The following is an 18,843-nucleotide window of genomic DNA, read 5'->3' on the forward strand; positions in this document are numbered from 1 at the left end:
ATCTTTTTGTACAGATATTTTCACTTATATTTCGAATTCGGCTGCATCCTGATTTATTTTTCATCCTCAACCATCAGGGCACCAGGAGAAATTAACGTGAACTGCTACCGTTGTGGATACACAACAGACAGCCCTCCGCCATCTTATGCATGCCCGGCATGCGGTGGAATTCTCTCTGCTCCTGTTACTCAGGGCAGTTGCAATCCGCGATTTCTCTTCTGGGAATCACCCTCAGCCGCCAACAATCCTCTCAAGGCTCTTGTTGACACATTACAAGAAATTCTGTTCAGGCCTGCAAAATTTTTCCAGACTGTGAAAAACACCACATCCCCTGTTTTCCCGGCACTGCTCTTCGGACTTGTAACCGGAAGCTTTGGAATCACCATTTCTTTTCTATGGTCTCTGGTCATACCCGAAGCTGCTTCAGAATTTCAGTACAGTTCTGCTGACTTGTCTTCTTCCGCACTGATTTCTGCACCCCTGTATATCCTTCTTCAGATCATGCTTCCGGCAGTTTATGCACAAATAATTATGCTGATTACCCGTTCAGCAGACGCTCCGTTTTACTCGACATTAAAAGCTGCATGTTACAGTGAAAGCGCGGTAATCCTTAACGCGATTCCGGCTGTCGGCTCGATTCTCTCCCCTGTTGTATGGGTGTATCTCTTTATCACCGGAGTAAGTGCAATTCATTCAAAAAGCTGGACTAAAACCTTCCTTATCCTGTCAATTCCTTTAATTCTACTCTTTTTGTTTGCCTTTCTCGTATTGTCAGCTGCACTGGCAGGCAGACTTGCCGCTACAGGGATTGGAGATTTCCTGCCGGCTTTCCAATAAAAAACTCTCTTGAAAAGCCCTGAAATGAATTGTAGCATTTAATTGTCAGTCTCTTTCTTCTATGGTTTACAGCTTAAATAAAAGGCTTCAATGGGAAAAAAAATCAACATGCTTCTGGACGTCAGCATTCCAATTGCGGTCCAGCTCGGTCAAACCAGAATGACAATTCGTGAACTACTGAACCTTAAAAAAGGCTCTGTTGTAAAGCTTAACCGGATGGCCGGTGAACCAATCGATATTTTCCTGAGCAAAAAACTGGTCGCCAAAGGAGAAATCACCGTTGTCGATGACAAATTGTCGGTACGTGTCGGTCAGCTCTACGGTGAACAGGAAAGATTCAAGCATCTCTGATTGAGCTTATAGAACTATCCCCATAGTCAATCTGATATAAGACAAGTCAATTTCATCGAATCTGAAGGCATAATCCATATAATATTGCTTGTAGTGGATCCCTGCACCCAATGTCGGTGTTCTTCCTGAAAATCCGGCACGAAAAGAAACCGTATTCCAGAATTCCGCCTCTATTCCCCCATGATAGGAAGTCCCGTACCTTTTTTCCAGGGCTAATGCTATAGTCCAGTTCCCCACCAGATCTCCGCTCTTATCCTGATATGCAATGCCGTAATACTGGGAAAGCCTGAATGGCTCTCTGTAATTTCGCATTGAATTGATCCATACTATCTCGCCTGGAAGAAAATCTCTGAGTGAAATCCCCAGTATCAGATTTCGGCACACTTCTTTCTTTTTAAGATCATAGTCCAGTCCGATCCTGCCAAGCAATCCGGCATCCAGATTAGCACCCATTCCAAGCCGTTTTACATTCTCAGGATTCATGCTCTGGAAAAATCCTTTGAAGTTAATACCTGCCGCTATTTCGAGAGGCAAAGGAACCCCGGTTCCCGGTGTTCGCGGAAGATAAAACGAGAACAGTTTTCCCAGCGACAAAACGACATAGTGCTGGTTGTTGCGGAAAAATCCCTGTGGTTGACCATCAGAACGCGCTCCAGGATCCATAATGCGTTCCTGATATGTGCCTTCAAGAGTATCGTAAAAAGGAATCTCACCGCTGAAAAATGGCATGTAAATAAGCGAGGCTCCGATATTACCCTGAACAGGAATGTGCCCGGAAAAACAGGCCTGCCTTGAAAGCCCATGATAAAGATCTGCGACCTCTGCGGAAAACTCATACCTCTGCTGAAGTGAAGAGGCCGCAGGATTCCAAAGGGATGCTGTCGCTCTCAATGGGAGAACCACACCCGCATCGCCCATAGAGGCAATATCACTTCCCGCCGGAAGATAAGTCATCTCTGCGGTATAGCGGATCTGCTCCTGAGCAGAGGCAAAAAAACAGCAGATGAGTATTGCAATAATGAGCAATCTAGTGCAATGGGCCATTACTCTCCCATCAAAGTGATCCAGACAGATCTGCTCCTGGGTCCATCAAACTCACAGAAGTATATTGATTGCCAGGTCCCAAGCAGCAAATCGTTACCTTTTATTGCAACCTGAACACTGAATCCTACCAGCGCGGCTTTTATATGGCTGTCAGAATTTCCCTCACTATGACGGAAACCCGAATCTCTGGGTATAAGCTGGGAGAGCTTGCTGAAGAAATCGATCCCCACATCAGGATCTGCATTCTCATTGATCGTGACCGCAGCAGTTGTATGTAAACTGTTTACCGTGCAGATACCATTGCTAATCCCCGATGATGAGACTACCCTGCGGATTTCTTCTGTAATATCAATCCATTCCGAGCGCTGCCCGGTCCTGAGCGGAATCTGAATCTGCTTAACAGTCATAGAGGAATTTTACACTAAAGGAAGAATATCGTCAATCAACGATAACATCTGAGGGCAGAATATAGCTGAAAGGATTTACATTCCTCCCGGCCATTCTGACTTCATAATGAAGATGGGGTCCGGTGCTTCTGCCGCTGTTGCCCATATACCCGATCAGTTCTCCCCTCCTGACCATCTTTCCCTGGCTGGTAACGAACTGATGAAGGTGAGCGTAAACTGTTTCACTGTTACTCCCCGGATGTTCAATAATAATCACCCTGCCGAAGTATTCTTTGACACCCGCGAATTTTACAACACCGTTGGCAGTAGCATATACCGGCGTCCATATCTTATTTGCTATGTCAATGCCATCATGGAAGAGATTATGCTTTGAGATTGGATGAAAGCGATAACCGAATGAAGAAGTGATTCGTCCGTGAGTAGGCCAGATTGAGGGAAGTTGTGACCAGCGGGTACGCTGCAATGAAACCAGGTTCGAAGTCTGACTCAATGTAGAATCCTGAAGTTCAGCCTTTCTCAGCAAGACGATGATGCTCTCCTTAACCGCTTCAGCCCGCATCAGCACCGGGTCCAGCATGGTTGCTATCAGCATCTCCTCTCTGCTTGGCCTTCCACCGACTCCAGCCTGACGAACATCATCACTGATTCGATTTAACCCATACTGCAGCCGTATCTTATCCTCAAAAGAAACCAGCACATCCAGACGATCAGATTCCTTCAGGATATATCTGTCCAGCGTCTTTACATTCTGAAGCAGTCTGTTGTTTTCACGCCTGGCTTCATTTACTCCAAACTTTGCAATTGCGTATGATGTGGAAAACCAGACAAGACGAAACAGCCCGAATAATCCAGCCAAAGATAATATTGTAAAAACAAGTAGAGCATTTATACCCAGATATGTTTGACGCACCCTGGATAAAGATTTGGGGGTTATTAAAACAAAATGCCACCCCTTCTTTTTCATCAGTTCCGGATTCTCCCTTCTCTAATAAATTGTAGATTCCGGACTTAAAACATTTCAATTTAATTTACGCGCTATAGCTGTAACAAAAAATTAGTAAAAGATGCCCCTTCCCTGACAAAAAAACTGTACCTGAATTTTATCCAGGTACAGAGTTTCTCATGAAATACCCCAAAAAATTCTATACTCAGCTTACAACCGGTATGATCAGACGAAAATCAGAACCTTTGCCGCTGCTACTCTCGAATTCTATGTAACCGCCATGAGATTTGATACAATCCCGCACACTCGCCAGACCCAGCCCTAATCCTTTCCCCACCGCCTTGGTGGTGAAAAAAGGTTGAAACAGATGATCCTGGGTTTCTTTGTCCATGCCTATACCGGTGTCGGAGATAGAGAGAATAATGAATTTCCCGGGGTGAACTTTGGCCTGTTTGGCTTCCTCTTTGTTCAGAATAATATTTCTGGTGGCAAATTTCAGGTCCCCGGTTCCGAAAGGCATAGCATCGCAGGCATTAGTCACAACATTCAGTATCGCATTCTGCAGGTGATTGGGATTGCCATTTATGATAAAATCAGTTGCGCTAAAATCAGTCGTTACAATTATGCTGCCCTCAATAGTGGGTTTGACCAATTCGAGTACATTTTCGACAACCTGGTTAAGTGAAAGCTTTATCATTGTATGGTCATCTTTACGGCTGAATTCCATCAGCCTGTTTGATAACTCGGCAGCATGTTTTGACGCAGAGATAATGGTGTCTATGTAAGCCATCTCTTCTTTTGAAGAGATGAAGTCCTGCCGCATGATTTCAGCACACCCCAGAATACTGCCCAATTTGTTATTAAGGTCGTGAGCAACTTTGCCCGAAAGCCGCCCAATTGCATCCATTTTCTGAGTCTCAAAGAGCCGCCGCTGCAACTCCATTCTCTCTTTTTCTGCTTTCTTGTACTTTGTAATATCAAAGATGATTCCCTGGCTGCCTAAAAATGCATTGGAGTGGTTTTTACCATCGATCATCTTTCGATCATAGGCACCCTCTACTGCAATAATCCCGGTCACATCTCCTACCAGAATCTTTATTCCATGGCGTCCTTTAGTGACAAGACGGACCTCGAGATTTTTTGTTCTCCGCTCTCCAGTCCTCCGCTCATCGAAGAGCTTGGGAGCCTTTTCAACACCAGTTTTTTTTCCGGCAAATTTAGGCAAAACTACCGCACGCGCTACCCTATCATACTCTTCCCGGGACATGATGGTCGAGAAATGCTTCCCAATCAGTTCTTCCGGTTTATAATGCAGTATTTCATCTACTGCTTTGTTTATGAAAACAAAATGACCATTTACATCGAGTATATAAATAATTGCAGCGGTTATTTCCGTTATCCTGCCAAGCCGTTCGCTAAGGTATTGGTTTTCATAACGAAGTCTTTCGACCTCTTCTTTAAGTGCAGCGCTGTTTCTCCCTTTGCTCAACATCAATAAATCTCCTCACCGCTTGTCAGGCTTAAAAACACTTTCAGAACAGGAATAATTATACCATTGCATATTCTTTTGTTCAATGTCTCTGCAGATTCGGGAAATAATTACAGATAAGTCTGACTGAGGATTTCTGACCAACAGGGTAAAGAGTTACTGTATCAGGCTGTTTCCTACAAACAAAAAAAAAGTGGAAAATCTGAAGAGAAAAGGAGGAGGCAGAATCCAATCCTGAAGCCTCCCCCGGATAATTCTAAGAGATTATACGCCCTCTTTTATGCTCTCAGGTGATTCAGGGTGCTCCCTTTCCGGAATGAGATACCAGCCAACCAGATATGTGACTACCCCAGGCCAGACAGCAGTCAGAATCGTGGCAAACACAAAAGCAAGGCGGACAATTGTAACATCCCAGTTGTAGCTGTCTGCAAGACCGGCACAAATCCCGGCAATTTTCCTGCCTTCTTTAAGTCTATAAAGCTTTTTCATTATACCTCCTCCTTTACTTGAAAAGCGTAAACCATAATTGATAACAGTCGAGTGATTAACTATACAGATCCTTCCGCCGATGCTGCCAGAGCGGAAGACGATTTCTGGTCACTTCCAGTAATTCTGGATTAATATCAGCAATTAATAATTCCTCTCCTGATCCACCTTCCACCAAAATATCCCCCCATGGTGATACTACCATTGAATGGCCATAGGCATTGTATGAAGAGTTGATGTTTTGCCCCTGCGAAATAGCTGCCAGAAAAACCTGATTCTCTACAGCCCTGCTGCGCATGGTTATATGCCAGTGAGCAGGCCCGGTAATATTGTTAAAAGCCGCAGGCACCAGGAGCATTTCCGCCCCCTTCATGGCAGAAAGCCTGGCCATCTCCGGAAAACGGATATCATAGCAAATCAGAATCCCAATGCACCCCAGGCTCGTATTGGCAACTTCCACTCTGTCTCCAGGAGTAAACACTTCAGATTCCCGGACTTTCAGCCCTCTGAAATCCACATCGAATAGGTGGCATTTACTGTAAGATAAGATTTCCTCCCCGGAAGGATCTATCAGAAATGATCTGTTATAGATATACTCTCCCTCTCTGCAGGCAATCGATCCTGTACAGAGGAAAATTTCCGCTCTTGACGAAGCATCTCTGAGTTGGTCCAGTGTCCCTTCCCATTCATCAGCAGCCTCCCTGAGAGAATGCACTTCAAAGGGGTAATAAAACATCTCAGGCAAAACAGCAAGAGAAGCCCCCCTCAAAGCAGCTTCTTTTATCATCGATGAAGCGCGGATAATGTTCTCTGATCGATCATACCCGGGGGTCAACTGACAAATCGCTAATTTAAACTGTTTCACAATGCCTGTTCCATTGACACCAGTGTACTCTTATCTGGTAAAAGATAAATATAAGAATAGAAAACCAGTTCTCCTAATTTTCCTTGGGGATCAGGGACTTTATTATTTATCTTAATTTTCAGTTCTGTACCATCTCCGGAAACTTTAAATACAAAAATCCCCAAAAGGAGTGTATATGGTAGTTGCTACGGTATTTGTACAGGTAAAACCCGAGCACATAAAAGATTTTATCGAAGAGACTATGAAAAATCACCAGGAATCCATTAAAGAACCTGGAAATATGCGCTTTGATGTACTCCAGAGTTCTGATGATCCTGCATCATTTCTTCTTTACGAAGCATACGATTCAGAGGACTCCGCTGCAGCGCATAAAAAAACCGCACACTATCTGGCATGGCGTGATACGGTTGCAGACTGGATGGCTGAACCAAGGAAAGCTGTCAAATATAAAGCAATACATCCCTGATAAACCCTTTACAATCCGGCAGAAAACAATGATACTTCCAAACTTCCAGTTCTACCATACACCACAAATTCTTTTCGGGCCTGGACAGAGGTCAAAACTGGGCCCCATTGCCCGTGCATTCGGAAAAAACGCTCTGGTTATAAGCGGAGCACGATCTCTGAGTGAATCCGGAGAGAAAGAGAAACTCCGGGCTCAGCTTGAAAAATCCGGCATTATGATTACTGAATATCAGTTCTCAGGAGAACCCTCACCTGAGATAATCGATGATCTGGTTTCAGGAAATCTCAACAGAGAAATTGACGTGGTAATCGCTATCGGTGGTGGAAGCGTAATTGATGCAGGAAAAGCTGTTTCTGCAATGCTTACCATTGGAGAAAAAGTCATAGATTACCTGGAAGTCGTGGGTACCAAGACGCATCCCGGAACCAAGATCCCGTTTATTGCCATCCCTACGACATCCGGAACAGGAAGTGAGGCAAGCGCCAATGCGGTGCTGAGCCGTACAGGTCCTGATGGCTTCAAACGATCCCTGCGTCACCCCAATTTCGTTCCTGATCTGGCAATAGTTGATCCGGAACTCACTATCTCCTGCCCACCCCGGATTACCGCAGCATGTGGTCTGGATGCTCTGACTCAGCTTCTGGAATCCTATGTGTCTCCTGAGGCATCTCCATTTACAGATGCTCTGGCGGAAAGCGCTCTCCCTCTAATCAGGGATAATCTTCTTTCAGCCTCTTCAGGAGATGGAGAGAATATTAAAGTGAGATCCGCTCTGGCATATTCATCGATGGTTTCAGGTATCACCCTGGCAAATGCGGGCCTGGGAGTAATCCATGGACTCGCCTCCGCCATTGGTGGATTCTTCCCTGTTCCCCATGGGGTAATCTGCGGAGCCCTCCTTTACAGTGCTACAAAGAAAAACATCGAAAAGCTTCAATCCACCGATCCGGAATCAACTGCACTGAAAAAGTATGCCCGTGCAGGATTTTTCCTCTCAGGTGACACAAAGTCAGATGCAAAAAGTGGGCTTGATCTGCTGTGCAGAGAACTCAGTGCTCTCACCAGCAGGCTAGAGATACCATTACTTTCCGAATATGGAATCACTACCGCAGATCTGGGCAGAATAATCCGGGAAAGCGGCAATAAAAACAATCCCGTAACCCTTGAGGATAAAGAGATCTGTGAAATCCTGATGGAAAGAGTTGCCTCCTGAAATTCTACCGTACAATATGTATATTTTCTTGATTTGGCAATTCTTCAACACCCATAACGTACTTTGATTGATCTTTCAATCAATAACCTGGAGATATAAACGTCATGAGAATTCTTTTTTCTGTAATGCTGCTGTCCCTCTTTTCAGCGGCTGCCGCAAACGACCTCCAGATACCGGTCCACTATGACACCCTGGGAAACGGCCTGAGAATAATTGTCGTTCCGGATACAAATGTCGCAGTAGTCTCATGCAGACTCTACTACTTTGTAGGGTCCATGTATGAAGGTCCGGGAACCACCGGTCTGTCTCATATGTATGAACACATGATGTTCAAGGGTACAAAAAGACTCGGAACCAAAAATTATCAGAAAGAAATCCCTCTCATGCGTTCCATCGATTCTCTTGCTGAAAAGATGGAAAAAGAGAGATTGCTTGGCAGAGAGCAATCCGACTCCCTGATACAGCATTATCGCGCAAGCATTTTCAGTCTGCTTGAAAAGCAGAGAAATCATATAAAGAAGGATGAAATATGGGAACTGTACCAGAATAACGGCGGTACCAGTCTTAACGCATGGACGTCCGATGACATGACAGCCTATATAGTTACACTGCCGAAAAACAAAGTAGAGCTGTTTTACTGGATCGAAGCAGACAGAATGAGAAATCCGGTGCTGCGTGAATTCTACAGTGAACGGGACGTAGTTACCGAAGAGCGCAGAATGAGATACGATAACCGCCCTGTAAACCGCTACTGGGAAAGACTCAACTCCCTCTTCTACGTGGCTCATCCCTACCGGAATCCCACCATTGGATGGATGTCTGATATTCAGGCATATACACGTGAGAAAATGGAAAACCATGTGCGGCGTTTTTACACACCTGATAATGCTCTGCTGGTGCTGGTGGGAAATATCGACAGCAAAAAAGCTATGAGGGATATAAAGAGCTATTTCGGGACGATACCCAGAGCATCAGTCCCCAAACAGGAGGTTGTAACAAGAGAACCCGAACCTGTCGGTGTAACCAGATTTACCATGCATGAACAGGGAAAGCCGCGTATCGACATACTTTTCCACACCCCGGGATATCCCAATGATGATCTTTACAAGCTTGATATTGTTGAGGGGATCTTCTCAGGCCGCAGCGGCCGGCTTTACAGACGTCTGGTTGACAAAGAGGGCCTCTGTACCAATGCGGGCGCGCAGAATAATTTCAGGATTCAGGATGGAGAATTCCACGTGTGGGCGGAACTTAAAAATGATGCAGATCCTGAAAAGGTGGAACAGATTATTCTTGAGGAATTAAGGAAAATAGCGAATGAGAAGCCAAGCGGTAAAGAGATGATGAGAATTACAAATGGGATCAGAATGTCATTTGTCAGCGGGTTAAAGAGCCTTGAGGGTATCTCGGATCGTCTGGCATACTTTGAACGGCTCAGAAGCTGGAAAGATCTCCTCACCTACCCGGAAAAAATCGCCGTACTTAAACCCGATGAGATTCCCGCTGCTGCAAAAAAATGGCTCGATCCCGAAAAGATGACCATAGGACAGTTGCTGCCAGTAAAAGCCAAAAAACCAGTCAAGAATCAGCCAGTAAAGAAATAACGACAAAGAGAGGATTTCTGAGAATGAGATTCAGTGACAAAAATAACGCTTTCCTGTTTATAATACTCCTTCTGACTTTTTCTGTACATGCTCAGAAGAACTCCAGAATTCCATCTCATCCCTCAGGGCTAAAATATGATTCACTTGGCTGGAGCATCCCATCCGGTGAACCATATCGTCTGCAGATGGAAAATGGTATGATAGTTTATATCGCAGAAGACTCACTTTTACCCCTTGTTCAGATTTCAGGGTTTGTCAGGTACGGATCACTTAACGATCCAGCGGGTAAAGAGGGGCTTTCTTCCCTTCTGGCAACACTGATGCGTTCGGGAGGTACAAAAAAGTACCCTGCTGATACCCTGGTTGAACTGATCGATCTCATGGCAATGAAATTCAATCTCTCAGCAGGTGAAACACAGTTCACCTTCAGTGCCTCCTTCCTTTCTGAATACACAAAAGAAGCGCTGGATATTCTTGAGCAGATTCTCTTTCATCCAGCATTCGATGAAAAAAAACTGGAAAAAGAGAGAAAGATTTTTCTGGAAGCCATTTTACACCGCTTTGACAACCCTGCTCCAACACTGAATGCTGCGTACAAAAAAGTGATGTACCCCGGAGAAGAATCATCCAGAATGGCAACAGCGAAATCGATAAAAAGCATTACCAGAGATGATCTTGTAAAGCTGCATAAAAAGATAATCTTTCCAGCGAACATAATCTTCTCAGCTGCCGGCAGTTTGAAAAAAGACACTCTGATCAAGAATCTCGAATCTGCTTTTCCTCGATCAACAAAGAAGAACGAATCAGGTTTTCCAACCGTTGAAGTCAAACCATCTATTAAGTGTCTGCTTGTGAATAAAAAGATCTCTCAGGCCTATGTTCGTCTTGCACTTCCTCTGTTCAAACGCCCTCATCCTGATTACTATGCAGTATCCGTTATGAATATGATACTGGGTGGTGGTGGTTTCACTTCGAGGCTTGGAACAAAAATCCGCTCTGATGCAGGTTTGACTTACTCCATTTACTCACATGCAGAATCAAACTACAACTATCCCGGAACTTTCTTAATTGACTTCTACACTAAAAACTCCAGTTTTGCACAGGCTGTAGCTCTGACCATAGATGAGGTGAGAAAAATAGCGGAAAATGGAGTAACCGAAGAAGAAATAACAAATGCCAAATCATCACTTATCGGAGAACTCCCCTCCATGTTCCGGTCACCTTTTGATATCGTTTCCACTTATGCCTGGAACGAGTACTATGGACGCCAGCCGGATCATTACAAAGTATATGCGGAAAAAATCAGCAAATTGACGAGAGATGATATTTTAAGGGTCGCTAAACAATACCTGGTCCCTGAAAATCTCACATTCGTAGTGGTTGGTGATATCGATGCGCTTATGAAGGTAAAAGACGACCAATTCTCTCTTTCCGGGATGAAAAGCAAGACAATTCCTGCAGACTCCATTCCGGCTCTTCCCTGAAATAGAAAGGAACTCTCTTATGAGAATTGCGATAGTTTTACACACACAGTCCGGCCATACGATGCAATTCGCACGCACTATTGCCGCCAGGTTCAACGAAAATGGACACGATTGCGAAATTATGCTTCTGCGGACTACGGGTACTGTTACTCCCAGTGGCGGTAAATTTACACTGAGAAATCCGCCGGAAATTTATGAATTCGATGCTGCAATCTTCGGAGGACCGGTATGGGCCTTCTCTGCTTCACCGGTAATCATGTCGTACCTTGCACAGTTGAAAAATCTTAAAGGCAAAAAGGTTATGAGTATCGCGACCAAAGGCCTTCCTTTCGACTGGACCGGAGCAGCCCAGGCGATCAAAAAAATGGATCTGGAACTCGAGACCTCCGGTGGCACAGTGCTTCCTGGAGAAGTCCTCCATTTTTTCTTCAAATTTAACGAGGAAAAACTGAAATCTGCTGTGGAACGAATTTACAAAGCATTTACATCGTGAAGCAGCTGACAATGCAGCATATTTAATCAGCCGCACCAGGCTGAATATTCCCGGCCTGGTTTAACGCCTCATTCATCGCGCCTGTTCTGTAGCCTCTCAGATCAAGTGCTGCAAAGGTAAACCCCGCTTCCCTGCACACTCTTTCCATTTCACCCCTCATTGCCCAGGCCATATCCATCTGACTGCTCTCAATTTCTATTCTGGCAAGATCACCATGGCTGCGGACCCTGAACTGGTGAAACCCGAGTTTTATCAGAGAATCTTCTGCTTTTCCCACTCTGGAAAGCTTATCACCTGTTATTTTTTCCCCATAGGGGAACCTTGACGCAAGGCAGGCAAAAGAGGGTTTTGATGCAGTAGACAGGCCCATTTTTGCCGAGATATCCCTGATTTCCTGTTTTGTAAAACCCGCTTCACACAGGGGCGAGATAATTCCCAGCTCTCTCAGCGCTCTTCTGCCCGGACGATAATCATGCACATCATCAGCATTGCTTCCGTCAAACACCACAGCGTACCCCTCCTCAGAGGCTATCTGTGTAATTTTCCTGAAGAGTTCCAGCTTGCAGTAATAGCACCTGTCCGGATTATTCTCGGAAAATCCCGCTATGTCAAGTTCCTCGGAAACAATTACCCTGTGCTTCATATTCAACGATAAAGCCAGTTTCCTTGACTCCTCAAGCTCCCGTACAGGATAGGTACTTGAAGATGCGGTCACCAGAAGAACATTGTTCCCTGTTACATCTGCTGCAATCCTTGCAAGAAATGTGCTGTCTACCCCTCCAGAAAAGGCGATCACAGCAGAATCATATCTGCTCAATATCTCTTGTAATTTTGATAATTTTTCCATATATTGAAAATATATCTCCAGGCATTGGAAGAATCTGCCGGAATTTCCGGTAATGTGGGACAGTTTTGTTCAAATTACAATATCCTCACGTTAAAATTCGGAATTATTAATCAATAAATTGCTCCGATTTCAGAGTGACAGGTTTTTCAAACCTTGTCTTTAGTGTGAGTTTTGTATTATAATATTCTAACCCGGTATCCGGATTTCTGTTTTCAGCATAAAAACTTAATTGCTCAGTTTGAATTAGATTCCAATTTTACTGTTAATCTATAGTTTAGCGACCGGTCCAAACCGGCCGAACCGGAGGTTTTTTTTAAAATGGAAAAAGTGTATCTCTCCAAAGATGGATACGACAAAATGATGGCGGATCTTGAATTCCTGAAAACATCCAAAAGAAGGGAGATAGCCAAACAACTCGACCTCGCCCGCTCTTTTGGTGATCTGAGGGAAAACGCAGAATATGAAGCAGCAAAGCAGGCGCTTGCACTGAATGAGATTCGGATAAGAGAACTCGAAGAGAAGATCTCCCGTGCCGAAATTATCAAACCGGAATCTGTTCAAACTGATAAAGTATTTCTGGGATCAAAAGTCACCCTTTGGGATATGACCTACGAAGAAGAAGTGGTCTTTGAACTGACCGGATCTGATGAAGCAGATCCCGCTGAAGGCAGGATTTCTATAAACTCACCTGTAGCAACAGCACTTTTAGGCCATAGTGTCGGTGAAACAGTTGAAGCCAAAGCTCCAAGAGGGGTTCAGAAGTACAAAATCCTCAAGATCTCCCGGTAAAGCGCTTAGCCGACAATTTCTGGCTCCAGAACGCCCCTTTTCTCCGGAATTCCTGACTTGTAGATCATCTCTACCAGTTCTACAGTTTTAATACTCTCTTCCGGAGGACATGAGGGAGTCGTTCCATTTTTTATAGAGGCCACAAAATCAACGATCTCCTCCTCAAAAGGGTCTGATTCCTGAAGAAGCGGAGTGCTGTCAACCGGTACTCCGTTGTGCTCAGTATAGATCTCAAGCGGAACCAACCTTGCCCCACCCCGCTCTCCCCATATCTCCATATTGAATTCCTCTCCCTTTACATGTCCAGCCCAACTGCACTGAAGTTGCAACGATGATCCACCGGCAAAGTTGATCTGAGCAAATACGTAATCATCTACATCAAACAGAAAATCCTTTTCATTGTTAATCGCCGGATACGATACACTGGCACCCTTTCCCTTTACTCCGAATTTACTTCCCCAGGATGAAATCACCTGTAGAGGATCGGGAAAATTCAGAAACCACATAGAAAGATCCAGTAAGTGTACACCGATATCCAGCAGCGCACCTCCTCCAGACTTCTCTTTCCTTGTAAACCATCCCCCCAGCCCCGGTATTCCCCTTCTTCTTACCCAGTATGCCCTGACGTGATAGATCTCCCCAAAATCGCCAGCAGAGATAAGCTTTTTCAGGTACTGCGCCTGAGGACTGAAACGCTGCTGATGAGCAACCATAAGCATGCCGCTACTGCGTCTCGAGACTTCAATCATTCTTTCAGCATCAGATACAGATGTCGCCATTGGCTTCTCACAAAGGACATGCTTTCCCTTCTCCAGCGCCTTTATAGCCATCCCGGCGTGAAGATAATTCGGGGTGCAGATACTTACTATATCCAGCCCACCTTTCTCCAGCATCTCGTCAAATGATTGATATCGATCTGGGATTTCATATTGATCGGCTGTCTTATCAAGCTTTTGCTTATTCTGATCACAAAGAGCCACAAGCTCAACATCTGCCGATTTTTTGTAGCCCCTGATATGCTGCCACGCCGGCCAACCAGCGCCAGTGACACCTGCACGCAGTTTTTTTGCCATTGGATTCTCCAGAATTGTCCTTTCATTGTTTCACCTTTAAGGTGATTTTATGACTTCACAACTTAAGCCACGATTTCATCCTCGAAGTAAATCTGTGGCTTAATATGTAAAGCCACTTTTCACCCCCGGGGAGAGAATCTAAACTAATAAAATAACCAAACCCCGGCCTCAGAAACCATATCTTACCGGCACAAAAATTGCCACCTCTAAATACCATCGATCACCAGCATGAACAATCAGTTCAAATAAAAGGAAATGGAAATGGAAGACGAACTGTTTAATAAGCTTTCTATTCCCAAACTTGAGGACTATGAAAAATTTGTAGGAGCAGAAACAATTGATCGGATCTTCAAAAAAGCCGAGCTTCTCAAGGGAATGCATATCACAAACATAAGCTCCACATATTACGGCGGGGGGGTAGCCGAACTTCTCTCATCACTTACCCTGTTAATGAATGCTACAGGGATTAACACCGGATGGAGAATTATTCAGGGATCATCCGATTTTTTCTCCATCACCAAAAAGATGCACAATGCACTGCAGGGCAGCGAAATCCACCTCACAGATCGCAAAGAACAGATTTACGAACATATCAACTACCAGAACGTCATAAGAAACCACATCCGGCATGACTTTGTCGTTGTACATGATCCTCAACCCCTGCCCATGATCCGTCACTACAAAAAGAAAGGGCCATGGCTCTGGAGATGCCACATTGATCTCTCTTCACCCAATAAAATGATGTGGGATTACCTGGTACCCTTTATTGAGTTGTACGATGGAGTAATATTGAGTATTCCCGAATACAAGCAGAGTCTTTCAACACCACAGTTCTTTGTCATGCCTGCCATAGACCCTTTTGCCATTAAAAACAAAGAGCTCTCTGATCAGGAGATGGAGGAAAGGCTCAGACACTACGATATCCCCACCGATTTGCCTCTGGTTGTCCAGATCTCCAGGTTTGATGCCTGTAAAGATCCGGAAGGAGTAATCAGGGCTTTTATGATTGCCAGGAAAAAAGTCGATGCCACCCTGGTACTTCTGGGGGCGCCAGCCACTGATGATCCTGAGGGAGAACGCATTTACGATTCTCTGCTTCACCACCGCGATGAACGGATCATCATAATGAGCCATGAGGATACTGCACTTGTAAACGCTCTTCAGAGTAAAGCCAGTGTCGTTCTGCAGAAATCAATAAGAGAGGGCTTCGGACTGACAGTCACCGAGGCGATGTGGAAAGGCACTCCGGTTATAGGCGGAAATGTGGGTGGAATCAAATACCAGATTCAGGACGGTGTAAATGGTTTTCTGGTCTCAAGCATCGAAGAGACTGCGGATAGAATTGTACAACTGCTGAAGAACCCGGATCTGGCACACAGAATGGGAAAACTTGCCAGACAAACAGTGAAAGAGAAATTTCTTCTCACCCGCCTGCTCGAACAGGAAATAGACATCTTTAACTCCTTTGAGACTATTTACCGAATCAAGACCTGAGCAGATCAACAATGAGCAATAAAAAAAGAATCAACTGTATGCGGCAGGACCCCATCAGTAAAGAATGGGTCATTTTCTCTTCCGCACGTAAATCCAGACCCCATCACGTCAAAACTGACTCTGCCAATCATCAGCTTCCCAGATACGATCCCAATTGTCCTTTCTGCCCCGGAAACGAAAAAATGCTCCCGGGCATCCTCTTTGAAACTCTGGGTATAGGTGATCAGCAGTGGAGTACCCGTTCAGTCCCCAACCTCTACCCTGCCCTCAGTCCTGAGGGCAATATAGAGAGGGAAAAAACCGGCTTTTACCTCTGCATGGGAGCCTACGGCCACCATGAGGTAATCATCGATCACCCCCGCCATAACAAAGGAGTCCATCAGTTTGAATACCAGCAGATGCAATCCCTTATTGAAACGTACCATACCAGGTACAAAGAATTGATGAAAGATCCAAATGTTGTGATGGTAACCATTTTCAGAAATCATGGGAAACGCGCCGGAACATCACTTCCCCATCCCCATTCCCAGATTGTAGCCTCCCCCACAGTACCCAGGTCTATCCGGCTGCAGGAGATCAGAGCCGAGGAGTATTTCGACGACATGGGAAGCTGTATTTATTGTGACCTGATGCATACTGAAATAGATGCATCAGAAAGAATCATAGCACTAAATGATTCCTTTGTCTCATTTATCCCCTACGCTGCAAAGGTACCTTACGAAATCTGGACACTGCCCAGAAGACACACTGCCGATTTCGGCAGCATCTCTGAAAAAGAGAAAGAAGACCTCTCTGTGATGATGCGGGATCTGATTTCACTACTTTACAACCATCTCGGGGATCCGGATTATAATTATCTTATTCACTCCTACACCAGATTCAAATCCGAAGAACCCCACCTCCACTGGTATATCCAGACAATCCCCAGGATTCTAACCAGAGCTGGTTTTGAAATGGGTTCCGGATTCTTCATCAATCCCGACCTTCCCGAGGAAAACGCTCGTTTACTGAAAATTCAGCAGCAAGACTGAGAAGTGCAGTTCCTCAATAAATTTACCTGCTTAAACGAATTACAAAGGAGTAATTACCGGAACAAGATCGATTCAGCATAATTTATTTTAAACAGGATTATGTGGAACCAGGACGATACATCACGGGAAGTCTTTTACAATACCAGAATCCTTCGTAAACCAATCTCCGGTATCATCTCCGGATACCATCAGCTTTCATACATTCTTATTTCCCCTGATGATGAAAATCCGTCCCGTACTGTTGAAATTAGCGGAAAGATCAATGTCTCTCCCAAGTTTCTTATATCTCCTTATGCACTGCAGGAAACATTCAAAGATATTTTTGACCCTGAAACATTCGATAAAGAGATTCAGGGACGAGTTTTCTCATTTGTACACGGCGGAAGAAGTAATCTTAAAGTCAAAAGTGAATTATTCCAAATAGATAACTATGAAACCAGTCCGGAGGAACACCTGGATAAGATCAATGATCAACTCATGCAGCAGGAAAACACCAGAACCGGCCTGATATTCGGGCCCAGATTCCAGTATTATCCTGTCTCTATCGACCGCTTCCTCTCGGAAATCATAGACCGAGAATTCAACGCATAACCCGGGTTGCTCAGGTGTACGAAAAACCGCAATATCCAACTCCCAATGGCTACAGGAGAATGTCGGAGAACCCGTGCAGAAAAGGTTCCAAGAGCAGGGATATCGCAGATTTCCTGGCCAGAAATAGCCATTTGAGAGAATCAGTACAGGCCAAACAGGAACCAAAATCTCACTCTTCTCTCAAACCCGGGATTAATCCGAATGCAGCCAGAATACTGAAATGCAGAGAAAAACCCGGAATAAGTGATGAGGCTGCAAAACTTATTGCCGCTTCTATAAAAAGCCTCCTGCAGAGCAAATAAACAGTATGAGATTTACAGGCTTCTATCGGTTATACTTGTCAATTCTTGCCGGAGCTCTGGCATACTACTTAATAAAACCCCGCTGGTGGATATGGGTTGCCGGATCTATTCTTTTCCGCATCATCTGGTTTTTCATAGAAAAACAGGTAGAGAATCTCCGGACCGAAAAATGGTTCAACGCGCATTCAGCCCAGTTTAAAGAACTGCTTGGTCCTTATGGTATAAGGATGATAAACAAAGCTGAACAAGACCCCGGTGTACGAAAAAGCCTCTCCGAGGTCTTTACTCCTGATCTGAAAAAGCTTAAAAGCACCGTCGATCAACTGGAAATGATGGATACACTTTTCAAAGCGGGAATGCAACCCGATGCAGACACCTACCAGTTGCATGATCTGAAGCTAAAATACGGTAAATACCGGGTGGAGAAAGAATCCTGATATAGACAGACCATGCCTTTGGTGTTACATTGGAGAAACCTTGGAGGATTGAGAAATGAGTGCTATAAGATTCTCAAAAGGTAACATTACACATTATCTGCGAGCGCAGATAAAAATCCATATTTGATTTCAGATTCTGTATGAAATGGATCGTTTAATATGCGAAAGGCTATTTTAACTTTTCTTTTGGGAATCACATTGGGAATAATTATTACATATAATTTCATGCAAAATCGAATAGCAAAAGATTTCGCATTTTTGAAAAAATTCCCAGTTTTACTTTAGAAGAAAACAAATTTATCAGGGAACACATATGTGAAATTTACAGAAACATAGATGAACCTGAAAAACTATATAAGTCATATAATGTTAGGTGATAGTGTTGTAGTTGAAGTGACAATTCTTGGCTCTCTTCGAGACGGTTCGAATTCAAATCAAAATGTTATTTCAACCTCATTTGATCAGTCAATTAGTTTGACGTTTACTAAGAATGGCGACTTAATATCGAAATGTTGTAAATATTAATGATTGTGCTCACTTAGCATAGCCTAAGCGAGCTTCTCTGATACCACTTTTTTTAATAAATCCCCGATTCCA

21 protein-coding genes are annotated in these 18,843 nt (G+C 44.3%); 13 read left to right on the forward strand and 8 right to left on the reverse strand.

Annotated elements, in window-relative coordinates; genetic code table 11:
- Positions 1 to 96 precede the first annotated feature (96 nt).
- Positions 97 to 837 carry a hypothetical protein gene (locus GX089_13080; protein ID NLP03424.1) on the forward strand — a complete coding sequence of 247 codons (741 nt, stop codon included), beginning with the start codon at positions 97 to 99 and terminating at the stop codon, positions 835 to 837.
- Positions 838 to 927: 90 nt separating this feature from the next.
- Entirely contained in the window at positions 928 to 1,188 is a 261-nt protein-coding gene (fliN, locus tag GX089_13085; protein NLP03425.1) for a flagellar motor switch protein FliN, read from the forward strand.
- A gap of 6 nt (positions 1,189 to 1,194) precedes the next feature.
- Here the strand turns inward: fliN and GX089_13090 are convergent, their stop codons facing one another.
- The 6 genes from GX089_13090 to GX089_13115 form a co-directional block, all read right to left on the reverse strand.
- Positions 1,195 to 2,232 carry a hypothetical protein gene (locus GX089_13090; GenBank protein NLP03426.1) on the reverse strand — a complete coding sequence of 346 codons (1,038 nt, stop codon included), beginning with the start codon at positions 2,230 to 2,232 and terminating at the stop codon, positions 1,195 to 1,197.
- A complete protein-coding gene (locus GX089_13095; GenBank protein NLP03427.1) occupies positions 2,232 to 2,639 on the reverse strand; it encodes a YjbQ family protein in 408 nt (135 codons plus the stop codon). Before GX089_13095 ends, GX089_13090 begins: the two co-directional genes overlap by 1 nt.
- Before the next feature lie 31 nt (positions 2,640 to 2,670).
- Positions 2,671 to 3,603 carry a M23 family metallopeptidase gene (locus GX089_13100; GenBank protein ID NLP03428.1) on the reverse strand — a complete coding sequence of 311 codons (933 nt, stop codon included), beginning with the start codon at positions 3,601 to 3,603 and terminating at the stop codon, positions 2,671 to 2,673.
- Between the two features lie 184 nt (positions 3,604 to 3,787).
- Positions 3,788 to 5,074: a PAS domain S-box protein gene (locus GX089_13105; GenBank protein ID NLP03429.1), complete on the reverse strand. Its 1,287-nt coding sequence runs from the start codon at positions 5,072 to 5,074 to the stop codon at positions 3,788 to 3,790.
- Between the two features lie 261 nt (positions 5,075 to 5,335).
- Positions 5,336 to 5,560 carry a PspC domain-containing protein gene (locus GX089_13110; GenBank protein NLP03430.1) on the reverse strand — a complete coding sequence of 75 codons (225 nt, stop codon included), beginning with the start codon at positions 5,558 to 5,560 and terminating at the stop codon, positions 5,336 to 5,338.
- A gap of 55 nt (positions 5,561 to 5,615) precedes the next feature.
- A complete protein-coding gene (locus GX089_13115; GenBank protein NLP03431.1) occupies positions 5,616 to 6,422 on the reverse strand; it encodes a carbon-nitrogen hydrolase family protein in 807 nt (268 codons plus the stop codon).
- A gap of 175 nt (positions 6,423 to 6,597) precedes the next feature.
- Between GX089_13115 and GX089_13120 the strand changes: the two genes are divergently transcribed.
- From GX089_13120 to GX089_13140, 5 genes are all read left to right on the forward strand, one after another.
- Positions 6,598 to 6,888, forward strand: a complete 291-nt coding sequence (locus tag GX089_13120; protein ID NLP03432.1) for an antibiotic biosynthesis monooxygenase — start codon at positions 6,598 to 6,600, stop codon at positions 6,886 to 6,888.
- 28 nt (positions 6,889 to 6,916) lie between these two features.
- A complete protein-coding gene (locus GX089_13125; GenBank protein NLP03433.1) occupies positions 6,917 to 8,101 on the forward strand; it encodes an iron-containing alcohol dehydrogenase in 1,185 nt (394 codons plus the stop codon).
- A gap of 104 nt (positions 8,102 to 8,205) precedes the next feature.
- Complete coding sequence (locus GX089_13130) at positions 8,206 to 9,705, forward strand: insulinase family protein (GenBank protein ID NLP03434.1); 1,500 nt, start codon at positions 8,206 to 8,208, stop codon at positions 9,703 to 9,705.
- A 23-nt stretch (positions 9,706 to 9,728) separates the two neighbouring features.
- Positions 9,729 to 11,189, forward strand: a complete 1,461-nt coding sequence (locus GX089_13135) for an insulinase family protein (GenBank protein ID NLP03435.1) — start codon at positions 9,729 to 9,731, stop codon at positions 11,187 to 11,189.
- A 19-nt stretch (positions 11,190 to 11,208) separates the two neighbouring features.
- Positions 11,209 to 11,682, forward strand: a complete 474-nt coding sequence (locus tag GX089_13140) for a flavodoxin family protein (protein NLP03436.1) — start codon at positions 11,209 to 11,211, stop codon at positions 11,680 to 11,682.
- Positions 11,683 to 11,704: 22 nt separating this feature from the next.
- On the opposite strand, the gene larE is transcribed toward GX089_13140, so the two are convergent.
- Complete coding sequence (gene larE / locus GX089_13145) at positions 11,705 to 12,529, reverse strand: ATP-dependent sacrificial sulfur transferase LarE (protein ID NLP03437.1); 825 nt, start codon at positions 12,527 to 12,529, stop codon at positions 11,705 to 11,707.
- Positions 12,530 to 12,847: 318 nt separating this feature from the next.
- On the opposite strand from larE, the gene greA reads away from it, so the two are divergent.
- On the forward strand, positions 12,848 to 13,318 hold the full coding sequence (greA, locus tag GX089_13150; protein ID NLP03438.1) for a transcription elongation factor GreA: 471 nt from the start codon (positions 12,848 to 12,850) through the stop codon (positions 13,316 to 13,318).
- A 5-nt stretch (positions 13,319 to 13,323) separates the two neighbouring features.
- Here greA and GX089_13155 read toward each other — a convergent pair whose 3' ends face one another.
- Positions 13,324 to 14,391: a Gfo/Idh/MocA family oxidoreductase gene (locus GX089_13155; GenBank protein NLP03439.1), complete on the reverse strand. Its 1,068-nt coding sequence runs from the start codon at positions 14,389 to 14,391 to the stop codon at positions 13,324 to 13,326.
- 255 nt (positions 14,392 to 14,646) lie between these two features.
- On the opposite strand from GX089_13155, the gene GX089_13160 reads away from it, so the two are divergent.
- The 5 genes from GX089_13160 to GX089_13180 all read left to right on the forward strand — a co-directional run bounded on the left by GX089_13160 (position 14,647) and on the right by GX089_13180 (position 18,246).
- Positions 14,647 to 15,885 (forward strand): glycosyltransferase, encoded by a 1,239-nt coding sequence (locus GX089_13160; protein NLP03440.1) that lies wholly within the window; start codon positions 14,647 to 14,649, stop codon positions 15,883 to 15,885.
- Positions 15,886 to 15,896: 11 nt separating this feature from the next.
- Complete coding sequence (gene galT / locus GX089_13165; GenBank protein ID NLP03441.1) at positions 15,897 to 16,916, forward strand: galactose-1-phosphate uridylyltransferase; 1,020 nt, start codon at positions 15,897 to 15,899, stop codon at positions 16,914 to 16,916.
- Positions 16,917 to 17,015: 99 nt separating this feature from the next.
- The gene (locus GX089_13170) at positions 17,016 to 17,507 is read left to right on the forward strand and encodes a hypothetical protein (protein ID NLP03442.1); all 492 of its coding nucleotides are present in this window, start codon (positions 17,016 to 17,018) and stop codon (positions 17,505 to 17,507) included.
- A 59-nt stretch (positions 17,508 to 17,566) separates the two neighbouring features.
- On the forward strand, positions 17,567 to 17,809 hold the full coding sequence (locus tag GX089_13175) for a hypothetical protein (GenBank protein NLP03443.1): 243 nt from the start codon (positions 17,567 to 17,569) through the stop codon (positions 17,807 to 17,809).
- 5 nt (positions 17,810 to 17,814) lie between these two features.
- Positions 17,815 to 18,246, forward strand: a complete 432-nt coding sequence (locus tag GX089_13180; protein ID NLP03444.1) for a hypothetical protein — start codon at positions 17,815 to 17,817, stop codon at positions 18,244 to 18,246.
- Positions 18,247 to 18,843: the final 597 nt, after the last annotated feature.

The sequence above is a fragment of the Fibrobacter sp. genome (assembly GCA_012523595.1).
In the GTDB taxonomy this organism is placed as follows: domain Bacteria; phylum Fibrobacterota; class Chitinivibrionia; order Chitinivibrionales; family Chitinispirillaceae; genus JAAYIG01.

Bases quoted from the DNA above. Each gene is read 5' to 3' on its own strand.
- GX089_13180 (NLP03444.1), top strand. From the start codon at position 17,815: ATGAGATTTACAGGCTTCTATCGGTTATACTTGTCAATTCTTGCCGGA.
- GX089_13170 (NLP03442.1), top strand. From the start codon at position 17,016: ATGTGGAACCAGGACGATACATCACGGGAAGTCTTTTACAATACCAGA.
- GX089_13100 (NLP03428.1), bottom strand. From the start codon at position 3,603: ATGAAAAAGAAGGGGTGGCATTTTGTTTTAATAACCCCCAAATCTTTA.
- GX089_13120 (NLP03432.1), top strand. From the start codon at position 6,598: ATGGTAGTTGCTACGGTATTTGTACAGGTAAAACCCGAGCACATAAAA.
- GX089_13175 (NLP03443.1), top strand. From the start codon at position 17,567: ATGTCGGAGAACCCGTGCAGAAAAGGTTCCAAGAGCAGGGATATCGCA.
- GX089_13095 (NLP03427.1), bottom strand. From the start codon at position 2,639: ATGACTGTTAAGCAGATTCAGATTCCGCTCAGGACCGGGCAGCGCTCG.
- greA (NLP03438.1), top strand. From the start codon at position 12,848: ATGGAAAAAGTGTATCTCTCCAAAGATGGATACGACAAAATGATGGCG.
- GX089_13160 (NLP03440.1), top strand. From the start codon at position 14,647: ATGGAAATGGAAGACGAACTGTTTAATAAGCTTTCTATTCCCAAACTT.
- GX089_13110 (NLP03430.1), bottom strand. From the start codon at position 5,560: ATGAAAAAGCTTTATAGACTTAAAGAAGGCAGGAAAATTGCCGGGATT.
- GX089_13140 (NLP03436.1), top strand. From the start codon at position 11,209: ATGAGAATTGCGATAGTTTTACACACACAGTCCGGCCATACGATGCAA.
- GX089_13155 (NLP03439.1), bottom strand. From the start codon at position 14,391: ATGGCAAAAAAACTGCGTGCAGGTGTCACTGGCGCTGGTTGGCCGGCG.
- larE (NLP03437.1), bottom strand. From the start codon at position 12,529: ATGGAAAAATTATCAAAATTACAAGAGATATTGAGCAGATATGATTCT.
- fliN (NLP03425.1), top strand. From the start codon at position 928: ATGGGAAAAAAAATCAACATGCTTCTGGACGTCAGCATTCCAATTGCG.
- GX089_13125 (NLP03433.1), top strand. From the start codon at position 6,917: ATGATACTTCCAAACTTCCAGTTCTACCATACACCACAAATTCTTTTC.
- GX089_13130 (NLP03434.1), top strand. From the start codon at position 8,206: ATGAGAATTCTTTTTTCTGTAATGCTGCTGTCCCTCTTTTCAGCGGCT.
- GX089_13135 (NLP03435.1), top strand. From the start codon at position 9,729: ATGAGATTCAGTGACAAAAATAACGCTTTCCTGTTTATAATACTCCTT.
- galT (NLP03441.1), top strand. From the start codon at position 15,897: ATGAGCAATAAAAAAAGAATCAACTGTATGCGGCAGGACCCCATCAGT.
- GX089_13105 (NLP03429.1), bottom strand. From the start codon at position 5,074: ATGTTGAGCAAAGGGAGAAACAGCGCTGCACTTAAAGAAGAGGTCGAA.
- GX089_13090 (NLP03426.1), bottom strand. From the start codon at position 2,232: ATGGCCCATTGCACTAGATTGCTCATTATTGCAATACTCATCTGCTGT.